The sequence below is a fragment of the Devosia sp. SD17-2 genome, assembly GCF_029201565.1.
In the GTDB taxonomy this organism is placed as follows: domain Bacteria; phylum Pseudomonadota; class Alphaproteobacteria; order Rhizobiales; family Devosiaceae; genus Devosia.
In genome coordinates this window covers 3,961,840-3,982,850 of the sequence record NZ_CP104002.1, presented here as the reverse complement: position 1 = coordinate 3,982,850, position 21,011 = coordinate 3,961,840, and the positions used below count along the sequence as shown (strand labels likewise).

At 63.5% G+C, this 21,011-nt stretch carries 19 protein-coding genes; 9 read left to right on the top strand and 10 right to left on the bottom strand.

Features of this window, described 5'->3' with window-relative positions:
* Positions 1-65: 65 nt before the first annotated feature.
* Genes NYQ88_RS19535 through NYQ88_RS19520 form a run of 4 tightly spaced genes read left to right on the top strand, consistent with a single transcriptional unit; the run spans position 66 to position 2,947 of the window.
* Positions 66-1,100 carry a Gfo/Idh/MocA family oxidoreductase gene (locus tag NYQ88_RS19535; RefSeq protein WP_275652730.1) on the top strand — a complete coding sequence of 345 codons (1,035 nt, stop codon included), beginning with the start codon at positions 66-68 and terminating at the stop codon, positions 1,098-1,100.
* A 22-nt stretch (positions 1,101-1,122) separates the two neighbouring features.
* Positions 1,123-1,512, top strand: coding sequence for a VOC family protein (locus NYQ88_RS19530; RefSeq protein WP_275652729.1), 390 nt, complete (start codon positions 1,123-1,125; stop codon positions 1,510-1,512).
* An 8-nt stretch (positions 1,513-1,520) separates the two neighbouring features.
* Positions 1,521-2,012, top strand: coding sequence for a hypothetical protein (locus NYQ88_RS19525; protein WP_275652728.1), 492 nt, complete (start codon positions 1,521-1,523; stop codon positions 2,010-2,012).
* Positions 2,009-2,947: an aldo/keto reductase gene (locus tag NYQ88_RS19520; RefSeq protein ID WP_275652727.1), complete on the top strand. Its 939-nt coding sequence runs from the start codon at positions 2,009-2,011 to the stop codon at positions 2,945-2,947. Before NYQ88_RS19525 ends, NYQ88_RS19520 begins: the two co-directional genes overlap by 4 nt.
* Before the next feature lie 56 nt (positions 2,948-3,003).
* On the opposite strand, the gene NYQ88_RS19515 is transcribed toward NYQ88_RS19520, so the two are convergent.
* Positions 3,004-4,032 (bottom strand): LacI family transcriptional regulator, encoded by a 1,029-nt coding sequence (locus NYQ88_RS19515; RefSeq protein ID WP_275652726.1) that lies wholly within the window; start codon positions 4,030-4,032, stop codon positions 3,004-3,006.
* 133 nt (positions 4,033-4,165) lie between these two features.
* Between NYQ88_RS19515 and NYQ88_RS19510 the strand changes: the two genes are divergently transcribed.
* Complete coding sequence (locus NYQ88_RS19510; RefSeq protein ID WP_275652725.1) at positions 4,166-7,360, top strand: glycoside hydrolase family 38 C-terminal domain-containing protein; 3,195 nt, start codon at positions 4,166-4,168, stop codon at positions 7,358-7,360.
* A 148-nt stretch (positions 7,361-7,508) separates the two neighbouring features.
* Positions 7,509-8,729, top strand: a complete 1,221-nt coding sequence (locus NYQ88_RS19505; protein ID WP_275652724.1) for an ROK family transcriptional regulator — start codon at positions 7,509-7,511, stop codon at positions 8,727-8,729.
* 67 nt (positions 8,730-8,796) lie between these two features.
* On the opposite strand, the gene NYQ88_RS19500 is transcribed toward NYQ88_RS19505, so the two are convergent.
* Positions 8,797-9,165 carry an HU family DNA-binding protein gene (locus tag NYQ88_RS19500; RefSeq protein ID WP_275654962.1) on the bottom strand — a complete coding sequence of 123 codons (369 nt, stop codon included), beginning with the start codon at positions 9,163-9,165 and terminating at the stop codon, positions 8,797-8,799.
* A 144-nt stretch (positions 9,166-9,309) separates the two neighbouring features.
* Between NYQ88_RS19500 and rirA the strand changes: the two genes are divergently transcribed.
* Positions 9,310-9,786 carry an iron-responsive transcriptional regulator RirA gene (gene rirA / locus NYQ88_RS19495; protein WP_275654961.1) on the top strand — a complete coding sequence of 159 codons (477 nt, stop codon included), beginning with the start codon at positions 9,310-9,312 and terminating at the stop codon, positions 9,784-9,786.
* Between the two features lie 210 nt (positions 9,787-9,996).
* Positions 9,997-11,808: an ABC-F family ATP-binding cassette domain-containing protein gene (locus NYQ88_RS19490; protein WP_275652723.1), complete on the top strand. Its 1,812-nt coding sequence runs from the start codon at positions 9,997-9,999 to the stop codon at positions 11,806-11,808.
* A 51-nt stretch (positions 11,809-11,859) separates the two neighbouring features.
* Here the strand turns inward: NYQ88_RS19490 and mnhG are convergent, their stop codons facing one another.
* The 7 genes from mnhG to NYQ88_RS19455 all read right to left on the bottom strand — a co-directional run bounded on the left by mnhG (position 11,860) and on the right by NYQ88_RS19455 (position 19,126).
* Positions 11,860-12,252, bottom strand: coding sequence for a monovalent cation/H(+) antiporter subunit G (gene mnhG / locus NYQ88_RS19485; RefSeq protein WP_275654960.1), 393 nt, complete (start codon positions 12,250-12,252; stop codon positions 11,860-11,862).
* Positions 12,249-12,530: a K+/H+ antiporter subunit F gene (locus tag NYQ88_RS19480; protein ID WP_275652722.1), complete on the bottom strand. Its 282-nt coding sequence runs from the start codon at positions 12,528-12,530 to the stop codon at positions 12,249-12,251. The genes mnhG and NYQ88_RS19480 overlap by 4 nt, the downstream gene beginning before the upstream one ends.
* A complete protein-coding gene (locus NYQ88_RS19475; protein ID WP_275654959.1) occupies positions 12,527-13,021 on the bottom strand; it encodes a Na+/H+ antiporter subunit E in 495 nt (164 codons plus the stop codon). Before NYQ88_RS19475 ends, NYQ88_RS19480 begins: the two co-directional genes overlap by 4 nt.
* Before the next feature lie 2 nt (positions 13,022-13,023).
* Positions 13,024-14,646, bottom strand: a complete 1,623-nt coding sequence (locus NYQ88_RS19470; protein ID WP_275652721.1) for a monovalent cation/H+ antiporter subunit D — start codon at positions 14,644-14,646, stop codon at positions 13,024-13,026.
* A complete protein-coding gene (locus NYQ88_RS19465; RefSeq protein WP_275652720.1) occupies positions 14,646-14,984 on the bottom strand; it encodes a Na+/H+ antiporter subunit C in 339 nt (112 codons plus the stop codon). Before NYQ88_RS19465 ends, NYQ88_RS19470 begins: the two co-directional genes overlap by 1 nt.
* Positions 14,984-17,929: a monovalent cation/H+ antiporter subunit A gene (locus NYQ88_RS19460; protein WP_275652719.1), complete on the bottom strand. Its 2,946-nt coding sequence runs from the start codon at positions 17,927-17,929 to the stop codon at positions 14,984-14,986. The genes NYQ88_RS19465 and NYQ88_RS19460 overlap by 1 nt, the downstream gene beginning before the upstream one ends.
* A gap of 204 nt (positions 17,930-18,133) precedes the next feature.
* The gene (locus NYQ88_RS19455) at positions 18,134-19,126 is read right to left on the bottom strand and encodes an aldo/keto reductase (RefSeq protein WP_275652718.1); all 993 of its coding nucleotides are present in this window, start codon (positions 19,124-19,126) and stop codon (positions 18,134-18,136) included.
* Positions 19,127-19,234: 108 nt separating this feature from the next.
* Here NYQ88_RS19455 and NYQ88_RS19450 point away from each other — a divergent pair, with 108 nt between their 5' ends.
* Positions 19,235-20,251 carry a zinc-binding alcohol dehydrogenase family protein gene (locus NYQ88_RS19450; protein WP_275652717.1) on the top strand — a complete coding sequence of 339 codons (1,017 nt, stop codon included), beginning with the start codon at positions 19,235-19,237 and terminating at the stop codon, positions 20,249-20,251.
* A gap of 3 nt (positions 20,252-20,254) precedes the next feature.
* Here the strand turns inward: NYQ88_RS19450 and NYQ88_RS19445 are convergent, their stop codons facing one another.
* Complete coding sequence (locus NYQ88_RS19445) at positions 20,255-20,950, bottom strand: FadR/GntR family transcriptional regulator (RefSeq protein WP_275652716.1); 696 nt, start codon at positions 20,948-20,950, stop codon at positions 20,255-20,257.
* Positions 20,951-21,011 lie beyond the last annotated feature (61 nt).

Here is a 21,011-nt window from a genome sequence, read left to right as displayed (position 1 = left end):
CTTGTTGGGATGACAAGCGCCCGGTCTTTCCCCATCATGGCCACGAACAATTGCGGGGGGAAGTGATGGCGGACGGGGAAAAGCGCCTGGGCCTGGGCGTGATCGGAGCAGGCATGGCCGCCAAGCCCCACGCCCTGGCGCTCAAGGGTTTGAGGGACCAGATCGATGTGCGCGGCGTCTGGCGGCGCGATGCCGCAGCGCTCGACGCCTTCTGCAACGAGCACGGATTCCCGGCCGCTGCCAGTCTCGACGCCCTGCTCGCCGATCCGGCGGTCGAGGCTGTCCTTATCCTCACTCCGCCCAACGCCCGCGAGGCGCTCGTGGCCGCCGCTGCTGCTGCCGGCAAACACATTCTGATGGAAAAGCCGGTGGAGCGCACCACAGCGGCCGCCCGTGCCATCGTCGAGCGCTGCGACGCGGCAGGCGTTACCCTCGGCATTATTTTCCAGCACCGTTTTCGCGCTGCCTCGCAGGCCCTGGCCGCCAAGGTGGCGAGCGGGGAGCTCGGAAAACTCTTTGCCGTCCATCTTATTGTGCCATGGTGGCGACCGCAGCAGGGCTATTACGACAAGCCCGGCCGGGGCACGCTCGCCCATGACGGCGGTGGCGTCCTCATTACCCAGGCTGTCCACTCGCTCGACCTGATGCTGAGCCTCTGTGGGCCGGTGAAGGCCGTGACAGCGCTTGCCGCGACCACTGGGTTCCACCAGATGGAAACCGAGGATTTCGTCGCCGGCGGGCTCGAATTCGCCAATGGCGCGGTGGGTGCCCTGATGGCCACCACGGCCAATTTCCCTGGCGGCGCTGAAAGCCTCACCCTCAAGTTCGAAAAAGCCAGCGCCACACTCACCGGCGGCAATCTCACCCTTCATTGGATGGACGGGCGAACCGAGACCATCGGCGAGGCCAGCAATTCCGGCGGTGGCGCCGACCCCATGGCGTTTCCGTTCGACTGGCACATGGCCCAGATCGCCGAGTTCGCCGATGCGGTGCGGGCAGGGCGCCAGCCCGTCTCCACCGGCCATTCGGCGCTCGCCGTCCATGAGCTGGTCGATGCCCTCGTCGCCTCCGCCCGAGAAGGCCGGCGCGTCGCGCTCTGAGGGCCAGCCAGGAACCAGACCCATGCAGAAGATCGCCACGATTTCGCTTCTCGTCGCCGACTATGACGCCGCCATTGCCTTCTATCGCGACCAGGCCGGCTTCGATCTCCTGGAAGATACCGATATGGGCGGCGGCAAGCGCTGGGTTCTGGTCGCTCCGCCCGGCGGCTCGGGTCCGCGCCTCCTCCTCGCCAAGGCTGAGGGCGAAGCCCAGCTGGCCGCTCTCGGCAATCAGGCCGGTGGCCGGGTCATGCTGTTTCTCGAAACCGATGATTTTGCGAGGGATCACGCTGCAATGCTGGCCCGGGGCGTTACCTTCCTCGAACCGCCTCGCCACGAGGCTTATGGCAGCGTTGCCGTTTTCGCCGATCTCTATGGAAACAAATGGGACCTTATCGAGCCGCGGCGTTGAGCCTTCTCTTGTCCGCGCCGGCTGTGGCCCAGACGCCCGGCTGGCAGTTTTCTCCTCTCCCGGGCGAGGGGGATCGCGCCGCCATGGGCTGCGATCGCGACAGCACGGCGGCCGAATTTGCCTGTGTCGTCGTTCGCTGCGAGGACGACTATTCCACGGGTCTCCACCTCTTTTCGAACCGCACACCAAATGCCCTGGGCACCTGGAAGCTGACCCTTGATCGCGAAGACCGCACCATTGAGGTCATTCCTGACATCGCGCCCTATTCCGGTCGCGTCGCCACCGAGACCGATTGGCTGCTCGATGGGCTGAAGCAGGGCAGCTACATCTATCTCCGTCACAGCACTGACGAAAATGCGCCCTTTCGCTTCATCAGCCTTGCCGGTTCCTTCGCCGCCATCCATGAAGCGCTCTACTGGTGCGCGCCGCGCGTCAGCCCGACCGAACAAAACGCCGAGACAGGCGTTGAAACAACAAATGAACTTGGAGAGAAGCCATGAATCGTCGCCCCCTTGGACGCAGTGAAATCGTCATCGAACCCCTGGTTTTGGGCGGCAATGTCTTTGGCTGGACCGCGGACGAAAAGAAAAGCTTCGAGATCCTCGACGCTTTCCTCGACGAAGGCTTTACCGCGGTGGACACGGCCGAGGGATATCCCAACTGGGTCGAGGGCAACCCGCCCGGCATGAGCGAAACCATCATCGGCAACTGGATGAAGGCGCGCGGAAATCGCGACAAGGTTCACCTCATCACCAAGGTCAATTCGGGCAAGCCGGCGCGCGGCCTCAGCCATGAAGGCATCAAGCAGAGCGTTGAAGCCTCGCTCAAGCGCCTCCAGACCGACTACCTCGACATCTACTTCAGCCACTGGCCCGATCCCACCACCGAGATCGAGGAAACCCTGAGCGCCTATGACACGCTGATCCGCGCCGGCAAGGTGCGCACCATCGGCGCGTCGAACTACAATCGCGCCCAGATGGAAGAGGCCATCGAGACCTCGATCGTCAAGTCGCTGCCGCGCTATGAAGTGGTCCAGCCTCTCTACAATCTCTATGAGCGCGAGGACTTTGACGCCCTGCGTCCGTTCCTCCTCGAACACGACGTCGGCGCCATCGTCTATTACAGCCTCGCGGCCGGTTTCCTCACCGGCAAATACCGCTCGGCCGAAGACAAGGAAGGGCGCATCCGGGGCCTCAAGATGGATCGTTTCCTCAACGACAAGGGCTTCCGGATCCTTGCGGCCATGGATGAAGTTGCGGCCGAAACCGGCGCGACGCTTGCCGAGATCGCCCTGGCCTGGCTCGTCGCCCAGCCCGGCGTCAGCGCCCCGATCGCCTCGGCGACCTCGATCGAGCAGGTGAAGAGCCTCGCCAAGGGTGTCCGACTGGAGCTATCCGAGGATGCCATTGCTCGCCTGACCGCTGCCGGCGCGTAACCAGCGCGAACCAGCCGAATGGACGCCCTCGCATGCTGCGGGGGCGTTTTGTTTTGTCAGCTCCGCCAGTGCACCACGGGCTCGGCGAGCGTTTGCAGGCTCTCCACCGGCTCCCCCTCGATCCGCTTCAGCAACAGCCGCGTCAGCTCGGCCCCGGCGGCAAATACGTCCTCCTGGATGCTGTCGACCCGCGGGAACAGCGTCGGCAAGATGCCTGACGTCTGCTTGTAGACGAGCCCGATATCCTCGCCCGGACGCAGTCCGCCCTCCAGCAGCCCGCCGACGAGCGCAATGGCGCGCATCTCGCTGTCGCAGACAATGCCGTCGGGCCGCTGCCCGTCTGCCGCCAGCTCCAGACCCAGCGCCCGCATGCCGGAGGGATCAAGCCGCGAGACGCCATTGTTGCGCACCTCGGGCTCGAGCCCTGCCGCTGCTGCCGCCGCCTCGAACGCCGTCGTGAGATTGCGGAAATTGGTGGTCCGGTCATCCCCGATGATCAGCATCACCTTCCTGCAGCCCTTCGCCGCGAGGCGCTCGACTGCAAGGCGCGCAAAAGCCTCTGCGTGAAAATCGTGAAAGGCGTGCGTCGTGGTGAATTCTGTCCGGCCATGGCTGACGAAGGGAAACCCCGCGTCCATCATCATGGCCACCCGCGCATCGTCCGGCGCGGTATGAGTGATGATCACCCCGTCCGCCGCCCGGCTGTCGAGAATATAGCGGATCGTGTCGGTCGACTGGCTGTTGGAAAATTCCGGGGCGACATTGAGGTGGTAGCGTGTTCCCGCAATCGCCTGGCCGATGCCCTGGATCATCTGGCGGGCAAAGTCGATGGAATCCTCGGCCCCATCGAGCACCAGCGTCAGCACATTGGTCTTGCCGGTGCGCAGACGCACTCCTGCGCGGTCGGGCACATAGCCGAGCGCCTTGGCGGCCGCTCTGACCTTGTCGCGCGTTTCCTGCTTGAGCGTCGTGCCGCCCCGCAGCGACAGCGACACCGTCGAGAGGCTCAGCCCCGTCATCACGGCGATGGTCTTGAGCGTCACGCGCTCACTGGGCCGGGATCGGGAAGGCTCGTCTAAACCCATGGCAAAACCTCCATTCCACCATTCTAGGCGTTTTCGCGCAGACTGCCTATGCGTCAGGGTGCCGTAAACTCCTGTCTTTGCAACGTTGCATTTTCGTGATTACCTGCCGGCGCTGCCATCCGGGGATCGCGCCATGACCTATGCCAATCCGCTCTCGACCAAGCTCGGCCTGATCGACGACGATCTCAAGATGGAAGGCAAGCTGCTCAGGCTCTGCGCCGATCTCGAACAGAAGACCCGCACGCCGATCGCGGACGTACCGTTTCAGTGGCATATCCAGCGCGCCGATGGCTATTCGGCGGCCGACGCCCTCAAGGCCGATTGGCGCCAGTGGGAAAAGTTCGGCTCGCATACCGTCTGGGCCAAGCATCAGGAACACAGCTGGTTCGCCGCCGAGATCACCGTACCCAAGGAAGCCAAGTGGCAGGTCTTCGTCGCCCGTTTCACCAGCCAGTGGCAGGATCGCCCGGGCTCGACCGATCCGCAGTGCCTTGCCTATCTCGACGGCGCCATTGCCCAGGCGCTCGACGGCAATCACACGGAGCTCGTCATCGAGCGCAACGCCCGCCCCGGCAGCAAGCATGTCCTGCTCGTCAATGCCTTCACCTTCTTTGATCGTCCGCTGGTCGGGTTCGAGGTGGATTTCTTCGTCCGCAATGAGCGCGCTGAAAAACTCTATTACGACCTGCAGACCCCGGTGGAGGTCGCCATGCGGCTCCCCCAGAACGATCCGCGCCGCCACGCCATCCTCAATGTCGTCGAGCGCGCCCTGCGCGCTCTCGATCGCCGGGACGGCCACACAGAAGCCTTCGCCAGATCACTGCCTGCCGCCGAAAAGATCGCTGCCGAGATCTATGGGCTCAAGGATACCGAGGTGCAGCCACAGGTCAGCGCGGTGGGCTCGACCCATCTTGATGTCGGCTGGCTCTGGCGCGTGATGCACACGCGCGACAAGACCGCCCGCAGTTTTGCCACCGTGCTTAAGCTGATGGAGGAATATCCCGAATATGTCTTCATGTATAACCAGTCGGTGCTGTTCGATTTCCTGAAGCGCGACTATCCGGAAATCTGGGAGGGCATGCTCAAACGGGTCAAATCCGGCCAGTTCGAGATCGAAGGGGCGATGTGGGTCGAGCCCGACGTCAACATCTCCTCGGGCGAAAGCCTCGTGCGCCAGATCATGCGCGGCCGGCGTTTCCATCAGGAGAATTTCGGCGTCACGCCAAAAACCGTCTGGCTGCCCGACACCTTCGGCTACTCGGCCAATCTCCCCCAGATCATGGAGAAATCGGGCCTCAAATATTTCGTCACCTCAAAGCTCTCGTGGAACGACACCGACCGCCATCCCTACGACAGCTTCTTCTGGCGCGGCATCGACGGCACGGTGACCAAGGCCCAGCTCATCACCGCCCAACGCTATGAGAGCGACGCCGTCTACACCACTTACAATGGCGATCTCTCCGTCTCCGAGACCATGGGTGCCTGGAAGCGCTACGAGCCCAAGGCCGCCAACAGTGAAGTGGTCATGTCCTATGGCTATGGCGACGGCGGTGGCGGCCCCACCCGCGCCATGATCGAGCGCGGCATCCGCCTCGAGCGCGGCATCCCCGGCGCACCAAGGGTCAAGCTCGAAGGCATCGTCCCCTATCTCGATCGCCTGGGAAAACGCATGGACGCCAATCCCGGCAAATTCCCGACCTGGAACGGCGAGCTCTACCTCCAGTATCACCGCGGCACGCTGACCTCCGTCGCCAAGAACAAGGCCAACAACCGCAAGGCGGAGCGCCTGCTGCGCGAGCTCGAATTTCTGGGATCCCTGGCGCTGGTGGAGACCGGCATGGCCTATCCCAGCGAGATCCTCGCTGAATTCTGGGACCTGCTGCTCATCAACCAGTTCCACGACATCCTGCCCGGCACCTCCATTCCTGAGGTCTATGTCGACAGCGATGCCGATTACGAGAGGATCTTTTCCACCCTCGCCTCGGAAAATGGGCCCTGGCATGGCGCCGCGCAGGCGGCGACCGGCGCCGACCGCAACGCATTGCGGCTCGTCAACTTCACCAGCCAGAACCGCACCGACCTTGTCCATCTCGATGCCCCGGATCTGGGAGAGGGCCTTGCCCTTGCGACCGCTGCCGGCGCCCAGCCCATCCAGAAAATTGTCCGTGCCGACGGTTCGGGCGATCATGTCGCGCCGGCCGGCACCCTTCCTTCCCTCGGCTGGGCGGGCGCCCAGATCGTCACCCAGACCACGACGCCGGAAAGCGCGGTCTCGGTCTCCAAAAAGCACCTCGAGAACGCCCTGCTGCGGGTGGAGTTCGACAGGGCTGGCGAGATCACCTCTATCCGCGACAAGACCCGCGACCGTGAGCTGCTGCCCGCCGGCGCGCGTGCCAACCGCCTCATCGCCTATGAAGACAAGCCGATGGAATGGGACGCCTGGGACATCGACCGCTATTTCGAGGAGCAATTCTGGCCGCTGGCCGATGCCCCCACAGAGATCGCGGTGGTCGAAACCGGCCCGCACCGCGCCGCCATCCGCATCGAGCGGCGCTATCAGGCCTCCCGCATCGTGCAGGTGATCTCTCTTTCTGCTGGAGAGCGCCAGCTCGAATTCGACACCTTCATCGACTGGCAGGAGCGGGCGCAGGTGATCAAGGCGGTCTTCCCCTTCGATCTCAACACCTCCGAGATCCGCTCGGAAATCCAGTTTGGCCATGTCCGCCGTCCCACCCATCGCAACACCAGCTGGGACAAGGCGCGGTTCGAAGCCTCGATGCAGCGCTGGGTCGATATCAGCGAGGCCGATTTCGGCGTGGCGCTGATCAACGACTGCAAATATGGCTATGATTGCCACGAGCAGACCGTGCGCCTCTCACTGGTGCGCGGCTCGAGCTTCCCCGCGCCTGATGCCGATCTTGGCGAACACCGCCTGCGCTATGGTCTCTTCGTCCATGACGGCGTCGCCGATCTCGCCCAGGTGCACCGCGCCGCCGAGCGCTTCAATAATCCCGTCGCCGTCATCGGCTCCCGCCGGCCCGCCGATACGGTCGCGGAGCTCTCCCGGTTCAGCTTTGCCCAAGTCGATGCTGACAATGTCACTATCGAGACCGTCAAGAAGGCAGAAGACGGCACGTCCATTGTGCTGCGCCTCTTCGAGCACGCCAACATTCGGGCTGACGTCCGCCTCAGCCTCGGGCCGAAGATAAAGTCGGCGCGCATCGTCAACCTGATGGAAGAAGACATCGCCCCTCTGGAGGTAGATGGCAACGGGATCAGACTAACCCTGCGGCCCTTCGAGATCATCACCATCTGCCTTTATCTCTAGTCTAAAGTATGAGGCGGTGAGTAACTCTGTCGCATGTTGCTGCTCAGCCATGATGCTACTTGGGTAGCCTTGGGGGCGCGTCACTCTAGCTGTGTCGTGCCAGGGGGATGCCCTTGTGGCTAAGGCCGCGGGGGTTTGGGGCATGACCATGAGTGATGATTATACCGCCGACGCGTCCGTCGACGTCTTTCAGCTGAAGGCGAGGGGCCTGCAGCACAACGGCCTCCGCCAGGCCAATGTCGGTGTGGTGCTTAACATCGTCGGCTTTAACCCCGGCTTGTCGAATGCCGAGATTTCACGCATGTCGGGGCTCGCGCCCCAGACCGTGTCGGCAATCCTCTCGGCGCTGGAGAGCGACGGGCTGATCATGCGCGGGGAAGCCTTGCGCGGGCGGCGCGGACAGCCGGCCCTGCCCATCTATCTGCGTGCCGACGGCGGCTTCTCGATGGGGATCGAGATCGGCCGGCGTCACGCCGATGTGGTGATCATCAATTTCCACGCCGAGGTCGCCGCCCAGTATCGCGTGGAATACGCATTCCCCGATCCGAGAACGATTTTCGATGACCTCGCAGGCCGAGCCCATGATCTGATGGCGCAATTGCCGGCCGAACACCTTGCACGCCTGCTCGATGTGGGGGTTGCCGTTCCCGGGCGCATGTCCGAGGGGCTCGAGCGAAGTGGGGTCAGTGCCGACCTCGTGGCGCTCTGGAGCGAGATTGATCCGGGCGCAGAGTTTGAGCGCCGTCTCCGCCTGCCGGTTTCGGTCTACAAGGATGGAAATGCCGGCTGCTGGAGTGAACTGATTGCCCTCGCCCCGCCGCGCCCGGGCAGTTTCATCTATCTGCTGGTATCAACCTATGTGGCCGCCGGTATCTTCGGCGATGGGCACCTCTGGGACGGGCCGACCAGCAATTCGGCCGATCTCGCCGCCATGCTGGTGCAGGTCGACAGCGGTGATCCCCGCACGGGCCATGCCATCGCTTCGCTGACCGCGCTGGAGAAGCGGCTCAAGGCTGCCGGCTTCGCCGTTGATCTTGCCCAGGCTGATAGCTGGGATCTCGATGCCATGAAGGGCGAGGTCGAAGCGTGGTTGGACGACGCCGCGCGTGCGCTGGCCCTTGTGGTCTTCAATACCTTGCGCGTGGTTGATGCGCGGCTGGTTGTGCTTGACTCAACGCTTTCCGCGGTCTCGGAACGCCTTGTGCAGCGCCTGCGCCATGAACTGGACCTTTTGCAGCGCGACGGTGCGCCGACGCCAAAAGTCCAGCAGGGCCAGCTGGGGCGGCTTGCTCCGGCAATTGGGGCGGCAGAACTGCCGCTCTATCGGCGCTATTTCTCCGGCGTGCACCTCATGGATCGCCCTCGCTGAGCTTTGCTCGGCCGCTGAGCTTCGCTCGGCCCGCTGAGGCGCGCTCGGCTAGAGAGCCGCCCTCAGGTCAGCGTGCATCCCCGTTGGACTGCTTCTTCTTGGGTGCAGAACCGCCACCATCCACCAACGCGTCCAGCGCTTCGCGCAGACGTCCGCTCGGCGTGAACATCACCGTATGACGGGGTGTGATTCGGTGCTGCGTGCCGGTCCGTGGATTGCGACCGACGCGCTCGGCGCGTGATCGGATCTGGAGCGAACCGAAACCGGTCAGCTTGACCGTTTCGCCCTCCATGAGCGCCTTACCGATGAGTTCTATCATGCGATCGCTGATCTGGCCCACGTCGGTCCGAGCAAAACCTGTCGCCTCGGCAACAGCCTCGCTGAGCATGGCGCGCGTGACTGTCTTTGCCACCTGCGTTCTCCTGTACGAATAAATTCATATGCCGAAGTTAAATGGCTGTCTAGCTCGGTCCAAACCTGATCCATTCGTTCAGGATTAGTTGACATTTTTTAGAACGGTTATAAGGTGTGCCCGACCCGTGGCCGGGACTGGCTGCGCACTGCAAGGGAATGCCCGCCCGTGAGAATGACTCGTCAATCAAATTATGCCATCCGCACTTTGGTGTATTGTGCGGTAAACGAGCCGCAACTCAGTCGGGTTGCAGAGATTGCGAAGGCTTACGCAATTTCTGAGCTTTTCCTGTTCAAACTGATCAAACCACTGGTGGAGAACGGGCTTCTGCAGACCGTACGCGGCCGCCACGGCGGCATTCGCCTCGGCAAGCCTGCCGACCAGATCACCCTGCTCGACACAATTCGGCTGACGGAAGAGAGTTTCGCCCTCGCCGAATGCTTCGAGGAGGGCGCAGATTGCCCGCTGATCGGGGAATGCGACCTCAATTCGGCACTGCGCGAAGCGCTCGGCGCGTTTTTTGACGTCCTCGCCGGCTACACCATCGCCGATCTCGCGAGCAAGAAACGCTCCATTCGCGAGCGTCTGGGCCTTTACGATCTCGATGTTCCAGCACCCGCAGAGACGCAGCTTGCTGAAATATGAATTTGATTGTCAAGTTTAAGCGTGCTTGATTATGGACATGGCGCAGCGCCCCCTGGGGCCTGTGGAGCGCAGCGCCAGATATTGGACGGGGGCTTGCTGCTACCGTCCGGTCAGGATCCTCAACGTCCTGACCGGCCTTTTCATATCCCCTCCAAACATTGATCTGCTGGTTGGGCTGTGCTCTATCCCGCACAACATTCCGGATTGACCATGGCCGCGCCCCCGCTTCTTTCTCTGCAGAATATCCAACTGACCTTCGGTGGCACTCAATTGCTCGAGGCCGCCGAACTCATCGTCTCTCCTGGCCAGCGCATTGCCCTTGTCGGGCGCAATGGCTCGGGCAAGTCGACCTTGCTCAAGATCGCCGCAGGCTTCGTCCAGCATGACGCTGGCGTGCGCTTCGTCGAGCCCAGCGCCACCATCCGCTATCTGCCGCAGGAGCCCGATCTGACGGGCTTTGCGACGACGCTCGACTATGTCGAGGCGGGCATGGCAGGGGGCGACGACGATTACCGCGCCCAATATCTGCTGAACGCGCTCGGCCTCACTGGCACCGAGGACCCAAAGACCCTTTCGGGTGGCGAAGGCCGCCGCGCCGCCCTGGCGCGCGTGCTCGCGCCGCAGCCCGATGTGCTGCTGCTCGACGAGCCGACCAACCATCTCGACCTGCCGGTCATCGAATGGCTGCAGAACGAGCTCGATTCCACGCGCTCGGCCATGGTGCTGATCAGCCACGACCGTCGTTTCCTTACCGATCTCTCCCGCTCCACCGTCTGGCTGGACCGCGGCGTCACCCGTCGCATCGAACGCGGCTTTGCCGCCTTTGAAGGCTGGCGTGACGAAGTGCTGGAGCAGGAAGAAAAGGACCGCCACAAGCTCGACCGCCAGATCGTGCGCGAAGAGCATTGGCTGCGCTATGGTGTTACCGCCCGCCGCAAGCGCAATGTCGGCCGCCTCGAGCGCCTCTCGGACCTGCGTCAGGATCGCCGCGAGCAGCGCCGCGCCGTTGGCACGGTCAGCATGGCCGTTTCCGAGGGCCGCACCTCCGGCGCGCTCGTCGTGGAAACCGAGAACATTTCCAAGAGCTTCGGCACCCGTCCCATCGTCAAGGAATTCTCGACCCGCGTGCTGCGCGGCGATCGCGTCGGCATTGTTGGCCCCAATGGCGCCGGCAAGACCACGCTGATCAAGATGCTGACAGGGCTCTCCGAGCCCGATAGCGGCACCATCAAGATGGGCTCGGCACTCGAGTTGGCCATGCTCGACCAGGGCAGGGCGCGGCTGGATCCCGATACCCGCTTGCGCGATGCCTTGACCGGCGGCGGCAGCGACACGCTGCTGATCAACGGCGAGAACAAGCACGTCGTCGGCTACATGAAGGATTTTCTATTCACCCCCGAACAGGCCAATACGCCCATTGGCAAGCTCTCGGGTGGTGAACGCGCCCGCGTGGCCCTGGCCCGCGCCCTGGCGCTGCCGTCCAACTTCCTCGTGCTCGACGAGCCGACCAACGACCTCGACCTCGAAACCCTCGACCTGCTCGAGGAAATGGTTTCCGATTATGCCGGCACCGTCATCGTCGTCAGCCACGATCGTGACTTCCTCGACCGTGTCGCCACTTCGATCATCATGTCGGAGGGCGAAGGCCGCTGGATCGAATATGCCGGTGGCTATTCCGACATGGTTGCCCAGCGCGGCGAGGGCGTGAACGCCCGCGTGGTTGAAAAGGCCGCCAGGGCCGAAAAAGCCAAGGCCCAGCTCGCCGCACCGCCGCAAGCCGCCAAGCGCAAGCTCAGCTTCAAGGAAAAGCACGCGCTCGAAACCCTTCCGGGTGAGATCGAGAAGCTCGAAGCAAAGATGCGCCAGCTCAACGACAAGCTGGCTGAGGGCAATTACTACACCCGCGACCCCGAGGGCTTTGCCAAGGACAGCAAGGCGCTTGCCGACGCCGAGGCAAAGCGCAGCGCCGCCGAGGAGCAGTGGCTCGAGCTCGAAATGCTGCGCGAAGAGCTGGAAGGCTGATCAGACCAAGCTGGGCGGTTCACGCGAGAGCGAGCCGCCCATAGTCGTTTGTCAGGAGGGCTGAGCCGGGGTCGTTTCCGGCTCGACTACAATGTCCTGCCCCACCGGGTCCGGAACATTGCCATTGGCCTCGGCGCGGTCGCGATAGAGCGCAGCGCGCGCCAGCAGCATCAGCGTCACCGGCGTCGTTACCAGCACGAAGGCGAGGATCAGCAGTTCGTGCACGGCCGGGCGCTGGCCCGAGACGAAGAAATACAGCATCGACGCCATGACGATGAAGATCGTGCCGAAGCTGGTCCCGAGGGTCGGCGCGTGGATGCGTGCGTAAAAATCCTGGAAGCGCGCAAGGCCGACGCAGCCGAGCAGGGTAAGAAGCGCCCCGATAATCGAGAATGCGCTGACGATAATGGCGACCCAGACGGGGATTTCAGCAGCGTCCATTATTCAATCACCTCGCCGCGCATGAGGAATTTGGCCAGCGCCACGGTGCCGACGAAGCCCAGTATGCCGATGACCAGTGCCACCTCGAAATAGATTGCCGTGCCGACGCGGATGCCGAACAGCATGAGCATCAGCATGGCGGCGACGTAAAAGGCGTCGAGCGCCAGCACGCGGTCCTGCGCGCGTGGTCCGATGACGATGCGATAGGCGGCAAAGCCCATGGCGAGGGCGATAATGATCTGGGCGGCCATCAGCCCCCAATGAAGGATGAGTTCGCTCACTGGAAGATCTCCATCAACAGACGCTCATAGCGATGTTTGACGGTGTGGACCCATTCGTCCTCATCGATCACGTCGAGCACGTGCAGCAGCACGGTTTTGTGCCCCGGCGTATATTCCAGCCAGGCGCTGCCCGGCGTCGCGGTGACGATAATCGACAGCACGGCGAGGCCAAGCTTGTCGGTCAACTCGAGCGGCATGAGGATGAAGGCCGGGTGCGGCTGGTGCTTGCGCCCGCTGACCGCAATGATGGCGACGGCGATATTGGAGCGCAGTACGTCGGCAATGACATAGCCGAACAGCTTGATGATCGCGAGCGGGTTGCGGATTTTGGGAGTGTCGGGCTGCAGGGCCTGCATGGCCTTGCCCGCGCCGATGGCAACGACGCTGCCGAGCAGCAGGTGCCCAAGGCTCAGGCTCTGTTGCAGCAGAAGCCACATCACCACCAGAGACAGCGACAGCAGCGGATAGGGCAGGACGTGGCGCTTGATCATGTTCACTGGACCGCCTCCACAGAAACGACGAGCGGCGTATCAATGATGGTGCCGATGGCACCGCCCGGCAGGTAGAGCTCCTGTGCGGCGGCCTGCATGTAATCCATCACCGGCGCTGCCATCACGGTCATCACCAGCGCAATGCCGAGGAGGAAAGCCACCGGCATCATTTCAAGGACACGCACCGCGCCGGGCGTATCCGACAGGGTCGCCCAGAAGGTGTTGATGCCCTCGCGCATGAGCGCGATCAGCGTGGCAAAGCCCGAGAAGATCATGAGGCCGGCAAGGCCCCAAGCCCAGGGCGACACCGCAGCGGTTTCGGTGATGCCATCGGGATTGAAGAGGCTGCTGATGATGGCGAATTTGGCGAGGAACCCGGCCAGCGGCGGAAAGCCCGCCAGCAACAGCGCCGAAACGCAGAAGCTGATCGCGAGCATGGCCAGCGCGCCGGGAATGGCGAGACCGACTTCCTCTTCCGCCTCTTCGTCGTCGTCGCCGAAAACTTCGAGCGTCAGGGCGAGAACGTTGGCGCCCTCGATGCGAACGCGGTCCATGAGCTCGATCAGCATGAAGAAGGCGCTGACCGCCAGCGTCGAGACGACGAGATAAAACAGCGCGCCGCCTGTGGTGCTCGGATTGCCGATGCCCACGGTCGCCAGCAGCGTTCCGGCCGAAACCAGCACGCTGTAGCTCGCCATGCGGCCCGGCGTGCGCGAGGCGAGAAGCCCGATGACGCCGAAGACGATGGTGGCCATGCCGCCGCAGAGCAGCACGATCTGGCCAAAGCCTTCGGACGCGCCCGCTTCGGCGCCAAAGGCGAGCGTCGAGAGGCGCAGCAGCGCGTAGATGCCGACCTTGGTCATTATGGCAAAGACTGCCGCCACGGGCGGCGCAGCCACCGAATAGGTCGCCGGCAGCCAGAAGCCGAGGGGCCAGGTGCCGGCCTTGATCAGGAAGGCGACGGCCAGCACGGCCGCACCCATTTCGAGCAGGGCGCGATCCGAGGCGGGGACCATGGCCACCTTCATGGCCAGGTCAGCCATGTTGAGCGTGCCGGTGACGCCATAGATCAGCGCCGCGCCGACAAGGAAGAGGGACGATGCGGCAAGGTTGATGGCCACATAGTGCAGCCCCGCCTTGACGCGCGCGCTGCCGCCGCCGTGGAGCGCCAGGCCATAGGAGGCCGCCAGCATCACTTCGAAGAACACGAAGAGATTGAAGATGTCCCCGGTCAGGAACGCGCCATTGAGCCCCATGATGAGGAAGTGCATCAGGCTGTGGAAGCTCGGGCCCGAGGTGTGCCAGCGCGCCAGCGAATAGACGAGCGTCGAGAGGCCGAGAATGGTGGCGAGCAGCACCATCATCGCCGAAAGCCGGTCGGCGACAAGCACGATGCCGAACGGCACCGGCCAGTTGCCGATGGCATAGCTGATGGTGGAGACGGCGTCGCTCTGGCTGGCCTCGACCACAAGGGCGATGGCCGAAGCCACGAGGATCAGCAGGCCGGTGAAGCTGATGATCGCCTTGAGCGTACGCTGGCGATCGTCGAACAGCACCAGCACCGCGCCGGTGATCAGCGGGATCAGGATAGGCAGGACAGGCAGATGTGCAGCAATTCCGTTCATCAGCGTTGCTCCCGCCCGTCGACATGGTCGGTGCCGGTGAGGCCACGATTGACCAGCAGCACCACGAGGAACAGCGCCGTCATGGCAAAGCCGATGACGATGGCGGTGAGCACCAGCGCCTGCGGCACCGGGTCGGTATAAAGGCTCGGGTCAACCGGGCCGTGATCGATCACAGGCGCGCCGTCCATCTTGAGCCGTCCCATCGAGAAGATGAAGAGATTGACCGCATAGGACAGGAGCGACAGGCCGATGATGACCTGGAAAGTGCGCGGGCGCAGCATCAGATAGACGCCGCTGCCGCAGAGGACGGCGATGCCGATGGCGAGTACGAGTTCCATCAGGGCTTCTCCACCGGTGCGTCGGCCGACACTTCCACTTCCCTTACCGGGGGCGCGGGCATGCGGGCGGCCTTGGGCGAGCGGACCGATTGGTGCGCCAGCGCGATGAGCATGAGCACGGTTGCACCCAGCACGAGCACGAACACGCCAAGATCAAAGATCAGCGCGCTCGCCATCGGGACCTTCCCGATGAACGGGATATCCGCATACTGGAAGCCCGTGGTCATGAACGGATAGCCCATGATCTGCGGCACGATGCCGATCGCCACGGCGATGACGAGGCCAAAGCCGATCCACTTGAGCGGCAGGATGCGCAGCCGCTCTTCGGTCCAGCGGGTGCCGCCGGCCATATATTGCAGGATAAAGCCGATCGACATCACGATACCGGCCGCAAAGCCGCCGCCGGGCTGGTCGTGCCCGCGCAGGAAGAGGTAGGCCGCAAGCACGATGATGACCGGGAACATCCAGTTCATCATCACCGCCGGGATCATCAGATATTCGCGCACCGTGTCACCGACTTCGCGCTCGGGTTGTTTGTCGTCGAATGCGGCCTGAATCTTCTGCTGCTCGGGCTTGCCGACGCTATCAGCAGCCGGACGGAAGCGGCGGAGGAGCGCAAAGATCGTCAGCGCCACAATGCCGAGCACGGTGATTTCGCCCAGCGTATCGAAGGCGCGGAAGTCAACCAGCATGACGTTGACGACATTGGTGCCGCCACCCAGCGTATAGGCGTTTTCGAGGAAGAACTCGGAAATCCCTTCGGGCAGCTGGCGCGTCATCACCGCATAGGCCGTAAACCCGAGGCCAAGGCCGGCGGCGATGGCAATGGTCAGATCGCGATAGCGGCGCAATTGCGCCCGCATCAGCAGCGCCTCGTCGGTATGCTTTTCCACCCGCTTGGGCAGCCAGCGCAGGCCGAGCAGGATCAGCACGGTGGTGACGATCTCAACGAGGAGCTGCGTCACGGCCAGATCCGGGGCGGAGAACCACACGAAGGTGAGGCACACCACAAGGCCGGTGCCGCCCAGCAGGACGAGCGAAACCAGGCGATGGAACTTGGCCTGATTTGCGGCCATCACCGCACAGATGATGCCGATCACCCAGATCATGGCAAAGGCCGGATCGACGCCATCAAACGAGAACGAGATCTCGCCCATGCCGCCCATCAGCGCCACGCCTGCGGCAATGGTGGCCAGCGCGAACAGCAGCATCAGCTGCGGCTGCAGCCGACGGGTCCCGAGCGCACTTTCGAGGGCTCTTGCCCATTTGGACGTGACGGTGAGCATGATGCGCTCGAAGATGCGCTGACCCTTGAGCTGGCGGATCAGCGGCGGACCATCAATGCCCTTGTTGAGATAGCGATAGAGCGCCCAGTAGAGCAGGGCGCCGCCGACCAGCGCCAGAAGGCTCATGAACAGCGCCAGGTTCCAGCCGTGCCAGATTGAGAGCGAATAATAGGGAACGTCGGGACCAAGCACCGAGAGCACGGCAGCGGCCAGATAGGGCCCCATGGTGATGCCCGGAATGGTGCCGACCAGAAGGCAGAGCAGGACGAGAATTTCGATCGGGCGGCGCATCAGCGCGGGCGGCTCGTGCGGCTCCTTGTCGAGCCCTTCAGGCGCCGGGCCGAAGAAGACGCCATGCACGAAGCGCAGCGAGTAGACCACGGCAAAGATGCCGGCGATGGTCGCACCGACGGGCAGGGCAATGTTCACGAACGGATTGGCATCGCGCACAGCCGTCTCGGCAAAGAACATTTCCTTGGAGAGGAAGCCGTTGAGCAGCGGCACGCCGGCCATGGCCGCGCTCGCCACCATGGCGAGGGTCGCGGTAAACGGCATGAACCGGAAGAGCCCGCTCAGTCGCCTGATGTCGCGCGTGCCCGTCTCGTGGTCGATAATGCCGGCCGCCATGAACAGCGAGGCCTTGAAGGTCGCGTGGTTGGCGATGTGGAAGATCGCCGCCACCGCCGCCAACGGGCTCGACATGCCCAGAAGCGTGGTGATCAGCCCGAGGTGGGAAATGGTCGAATAGGCCAGCAGCCCCTTGAGGTCGGTCTGGAAAATGGCCGCATAGGCGCCAAAAATCAGCGTCGCCATGCCGGCGCAGGTGACAATCCAGAACCAGGCGTCCGTGCCGGCCATCACCGGCCAGAACCGCACCAGCAGGAAGACGCCTGCCTTCACCATGGTCGCCGAGTGCAGATAGGCCGAAACCGGGGTCGGCGCCGCCATCGCATTGGGCAGCCAGAAGTGGAACGGGAACTGCGCGCTCTTGGTCAATGCGCCGAGCAGCACAAAGCCGAGCGCAGGCAGGTAGAGATCGCTGTTGCGGATGAGATCGTCCGAATTGAGCACCACGTCGAGATCATAGGAGCCAACGATATGGCCCACGATCAGCATGCCGACGAGCAGGCCGAGGCCACCCAGACCGGTAACGGTCAGCGCCATGCGGGCGCCGTCGCGCGCCTGTGAGAGATGGAACCAGTAGCCGATCAGCAGGAAGGAGAAGATGCTGGTCAGCTCCCAGAACACCACCAGCTGGATGATGTTGCCCGAGAGCACGAGGCCGAGCATGGAGCCCATGAACGCCAGGAAAAACGCGAAAAAGCGCGGCACCGGGTCCTTGGGCGACATGTAATAGCGTGCATAGAGCACGACCAGGAAGCCAACGCCGGTGATGAGAATGCCAAAGAGCCAGGAGAAGCCGTCGAGCCGGAAGACGAGGTTGAGCCCCATCGAGGGCAGCCATGCCACTTCGTGCCGGATCACCGCCCCGTCAGCCAGCTGCGGGAACAGCCAGATCATGGAGCCAAGACCGAAAACGGCCACGGCGCCGGCAAGCCAGGCTTCCGCATTGCGCGCGTTCGAAGGCAGGGCTGCGGCCAATACACTGGCCAGGAAGGGCACGAGCACGACGAAGAGCAACAAGACGGATGGCGTCATCAGCGCGTTTAAAGACCTCTAGGGCTATGATCGGGAGCTTGACGTTCAAGAAGAACGCATAACTGCTTTTCGCTGCACAAGCTCAAATGCGCAAGTCGGAATTTCGTCCCAGATGCGCAAGGGGCGTTTTTTTTAGTCATGTCGAATGCCGGGCTGGTTTTTTAGTCAGCCCGGCATATGGGAATGCGGCAAAAGCGCCGTGCGTTATGCTGGTCGCGACGGACCCGCACCGGCACCATTGCGCTCGATTGCTTGCGCGATCATTGCGAGATCGTCGGCATCCAGTTCAAGTCTGGCGGCATCGATCCAGCCGTCCACCTGCGCCGGCGAGCGCGCCCCGACGATGGCGCCGGTCAGGCCCGGCCAGGCCAGCACCCAGGCCAGCGCCACGCTCGAAACGCTGGTGCCGTGCTTTTGCGCGATCGGCTTGAGGCTGTCGGCGAGCGCCAGATTGGCCTTGAGCGCATCGCCCTGGAATTCGGGGCTCTCCCGACGCCAGTCATTTTCCGTCAAATTCGCCGCGCGTTCGGCGGTGAACGTACCGGTGAGCAGCCCCGCCTGCATGGGGCTGTAGCAGATCACGCCCGTGCCATGCTGGTGGCACCAGGGCAGGATTTCGGCCGCAGTCTGCCGCTTGATCATCGAAAAAGGCGGCTGCAGCGTCTCGACATGGCCCATGGCTTCCGCCCGCGCCAATTGCTCGACATTGTGGTTGGACAGGCCCACGTGGCGCACCTTGCCCTCGGCCTTGAGCGCGAGCAGCGTGCCCCAATAGTCCTCTAGCGCAACGTCGTCGGATGGCCAGTGCATCTGGTAGAGGTCGATGGTCTCCACCCCCAGTCGCTTGAGCGAATTTTCCAGCTCTCCACGCAGATGATTGCGCTCCCCCAGCCGGCGCGGGTTCTTGCCCTCGCTGTCGCGCACGATCCCGCCCTTGGTGAACACCAGCGGGCGCTTGTCCGCCGGCAGTTTCTTAAGCGTCTGGCCGATCACTTCTTCCGAATGGCCATTTCCATAGACCGCCGCCGTGTCGATCCAGTTGATCCCCAGATCGATGGCGTGGCGGATGGCGGCGTCGGACTCCGTATCGTCCTGCGGTCCCCACATATTGCCGCCCATGGCCCAGGCGCCGATCCCCACACGGGTGATTTCGAGGCCGGTCTTGCCCAGCGGGCGTGTTGGCAAATCAGTTTTCATGTCCGCATTCCCTTCATCGCTTTCCTGCTGTTTATCGCTTCGACAGCGTTGCTGTCACCCTTCATGTATGGAAGATAGGGGCAGCGCTGCGGCGCTCAGGAGACGATTATGCAAGCCCTCACCATTTTGCGCCCCGGGGAGGCCACCCTCACGGAAATGGCGATGCCGAGCCCTCAGGCCGGCGAAGTGGCCATCGATATTGCCTATGTCGGCTATTGCGGTTCGGACCTCACCTCCTATCGCGGTCTCAATCCGCTGGTGAGCTATCCGCGCGTGCCGGGCCACGAAATCGCCGGCACCATCGCGGCCCTCGGCGAAGGCGTCACCGATTTTACCGCTGGCCAGACCGTGACGGTCATTCCCTATTTCAATTGCGGCACCTGCCACGCCTGCACCACCGGCCGCCCCAATGCCTGCGTCAACAATCAGACCATGGGCGTCCAGCGCGAGGGCGCCATGACCGGGCGGATCACCGTGCCCGCCGCAAAAGTCCTGCCGGTGGATGGCCTCCCGCTGCGCGACCTCGCGCTCATCGAACCTTGCGCCGTCGGCTTTCACGCCGTGCGCCGCTCCGGACTGCAACCGGGCGAAACCGTCGTCGTTCTCGGCTGCGGCATGATCGGCCTCGGCGTCCTCCTCGGCGCCCTGCGGGCTGGCGCGCGCGTCATCGCCGTCGATCTCAGCGACGCCAAGCTCGAAATTGCCAAAAGGCTCGGTGCCCACGAGACCATCAACGCCAAGGGCGACGTCCGCGCTGCCGTCACTGCTCTGACCGGCGAAGGCCCGGACGTGGTCATTGAAGCCGTCGGCGCAGAAGCGACCTTCCTTCAGGCGGTCGACATGGTCGTTACCACGGGCCGCGTCGTCTATATCGGCTACGCCAAGGCGCCAATTGCCTATGACACCAAGACCTTCATCACCAAGGAGATCGACATCCGCGGCTCGCGCAACGCCCTGCCGCAGGATTTTTCTGACGTGATCGATTGTCTCAAGGCCAATCCCGGTGCCGGCGACCTCATCGTCTCGCGCGTCGCCTCGCTCGACCAAGCCCCCGCTGCGCTCGCCGCCTGGGACGCCGATCCCGGCGCCTTCACAAAGATCCTGATCGACCTGCGCGCCGGCTGAGCCCTATTCCCAGGTGTTAAGCATCGCGGCGCTGACGTAGTCGAGATGGGCGGCCATGGCCGCCCGTGCCGCCTCGCCATCCCGCTGCACGATGGCGGCGACAATGGCGCGATGATCTTCCATGATCTGCTGGCGCACCTCGGAAATCGTCGCCAGATGGTCGTGAAACCGCTTGTCGACCTCTTCGGAGCGCGAGTTCCAGAGAATGTCGAGGATTTCCCGCAGCATGGAATTGCCCGCGCCCTCGGCAATGGCCAGGTGCAGCGTCCGGTCCCATTCGGACGACCATCGGTCCTGATCGGCATCGGCCTGCATATGCCCCAGCACTTCGGCGAGCCGCGCCAGCCCTTCCGGGGCAATCGACTGTGCCGCCAGCGCCGCCGCTTCCGGCTCCAGCATGCGGCGCACGGCCATGATCTCGATCGGCGAATGGCTCTGCTCGGGCAGGTGGTCACCGGGAGATTGTGGCCCGCGCACAAAGGCGCCGACGCCGACGCGCACCTCCACCAGTCCTGCCACCTCCAGCGCAATCAGCGCCTCGCGCAATGTGGGTCGCGACACGCCAAGGCTGGCGGCCAGATCGCGCTCCGAGGGCAATTGCTTGCCGGGCGCCGCCGCGCCCGCAGTGATCTGGTCGCGGATCTGGTCGGCGATCTGCAGGTAGAGTTTTCGGTTGGAGACGGCCTGTAGTTTCATCATTCCCCCGCGGCCGGAACGCGCCGCTGACTGTGTTCGAGTCATAGCGCCGGTGCCGAACCCT

Coding starts and splice junctions, on each gene's coding strand:
- NYQ88_RS19460 (WP_275652719.1), bottom strand. CDS start 17,929: ATGACGCCATCCGTCTTGTTGCTCTTCGTCGTGCTCGTGCCCTTCCTG.
- NYQ88_RS19520 (WP_275652727.1), top strand. CDS start 2,009: ATGAATCGTCGCCCCCTTGGACGCAGTGAAATCGTCATCGAACCCCTG.
- NYQ88_RS19445 (WP_275652716.1), bottom strand. CDS start 20,950: ATGATGAAACTACAGGCCGTCTCCAACCGAAAACTCTACCTGCAGATC.
- NYQ88_RS19450 (WP_275652717.1), top strand. CDS start 19,235: ATGCAAGCCCTCACCATTTTGCGCCCCGGGGAGGCCACCCTCACGGAA.
- NYQ88_RS19470 (WP_275652721.1), bottom strand. CDS start 14,646: ATGAACGGAATTGCTGCACATCTGCCTGTCCTGCCTATCCTGATCCCG.
- NYQ88_RS19465 (WP_275652720.1), bottom strand. CDS start 14,984: ATGGAACTCGTACTCGCCATCGGCATCGCCGTCCTCTGCGGCAGCGGC.
- NYQ88_RS19490 (WP_275652723.1), top strand. CDS start 9,997: ATGGCCGCGCCCCCGCTTCTTTCTCTGCAGAATATCCAACTGACCTTC.
- NYQ88_RS19530 (WP_275652729.1), top strand. CDS start 1,123: ATGCAGAAGATCGCCACGATTTCGCTTCTCGTCGCCGACTATGACGCC.
- NYQ88_RS19515 (WP_275652726.1), bottom strand. CDS start 4,032: ATGGGTTTAGACGAGCCTTCCCGATCCCGGCCCAGTGAGCGCGTGACG.
- NYQ88_RS19535 (WP_275652730.1), top strand. CDS start 66: ATGGCGGACGGGGAAAAGCGCCTGGGCCTGGGCGTGATCGGAGCAGGC.
- NYQ88_RS19475 (WP_275654959.1), bottom strand. CDS start 13,021: ATGATCAAGCGCCACGTCCTGCCCTATCCGCTGCTGTCGCTGTCTCTG.
- NYQ88_RS19510 (WP_275652725.1), top strand. CDS start 4,166: ATGACCTATGCCAATCCGCTCTCGACCAAGCTCGGCCTGATCGACGAC.
- NYQ88_RS19455 (WP_275652718.1), bottom strand. CDS start 19,126: ATGAAAACTGATTTGCCAACACGCCCGCTGGGCAAGACCGGCCTCGAA.
- NYQ88_RS19505 (WP_275652724.1), top strand. CDS start 7,509: ATGAGTGATGATTATACCGCCGACGCGTCCGTCGACGTCTTTCAGCTG.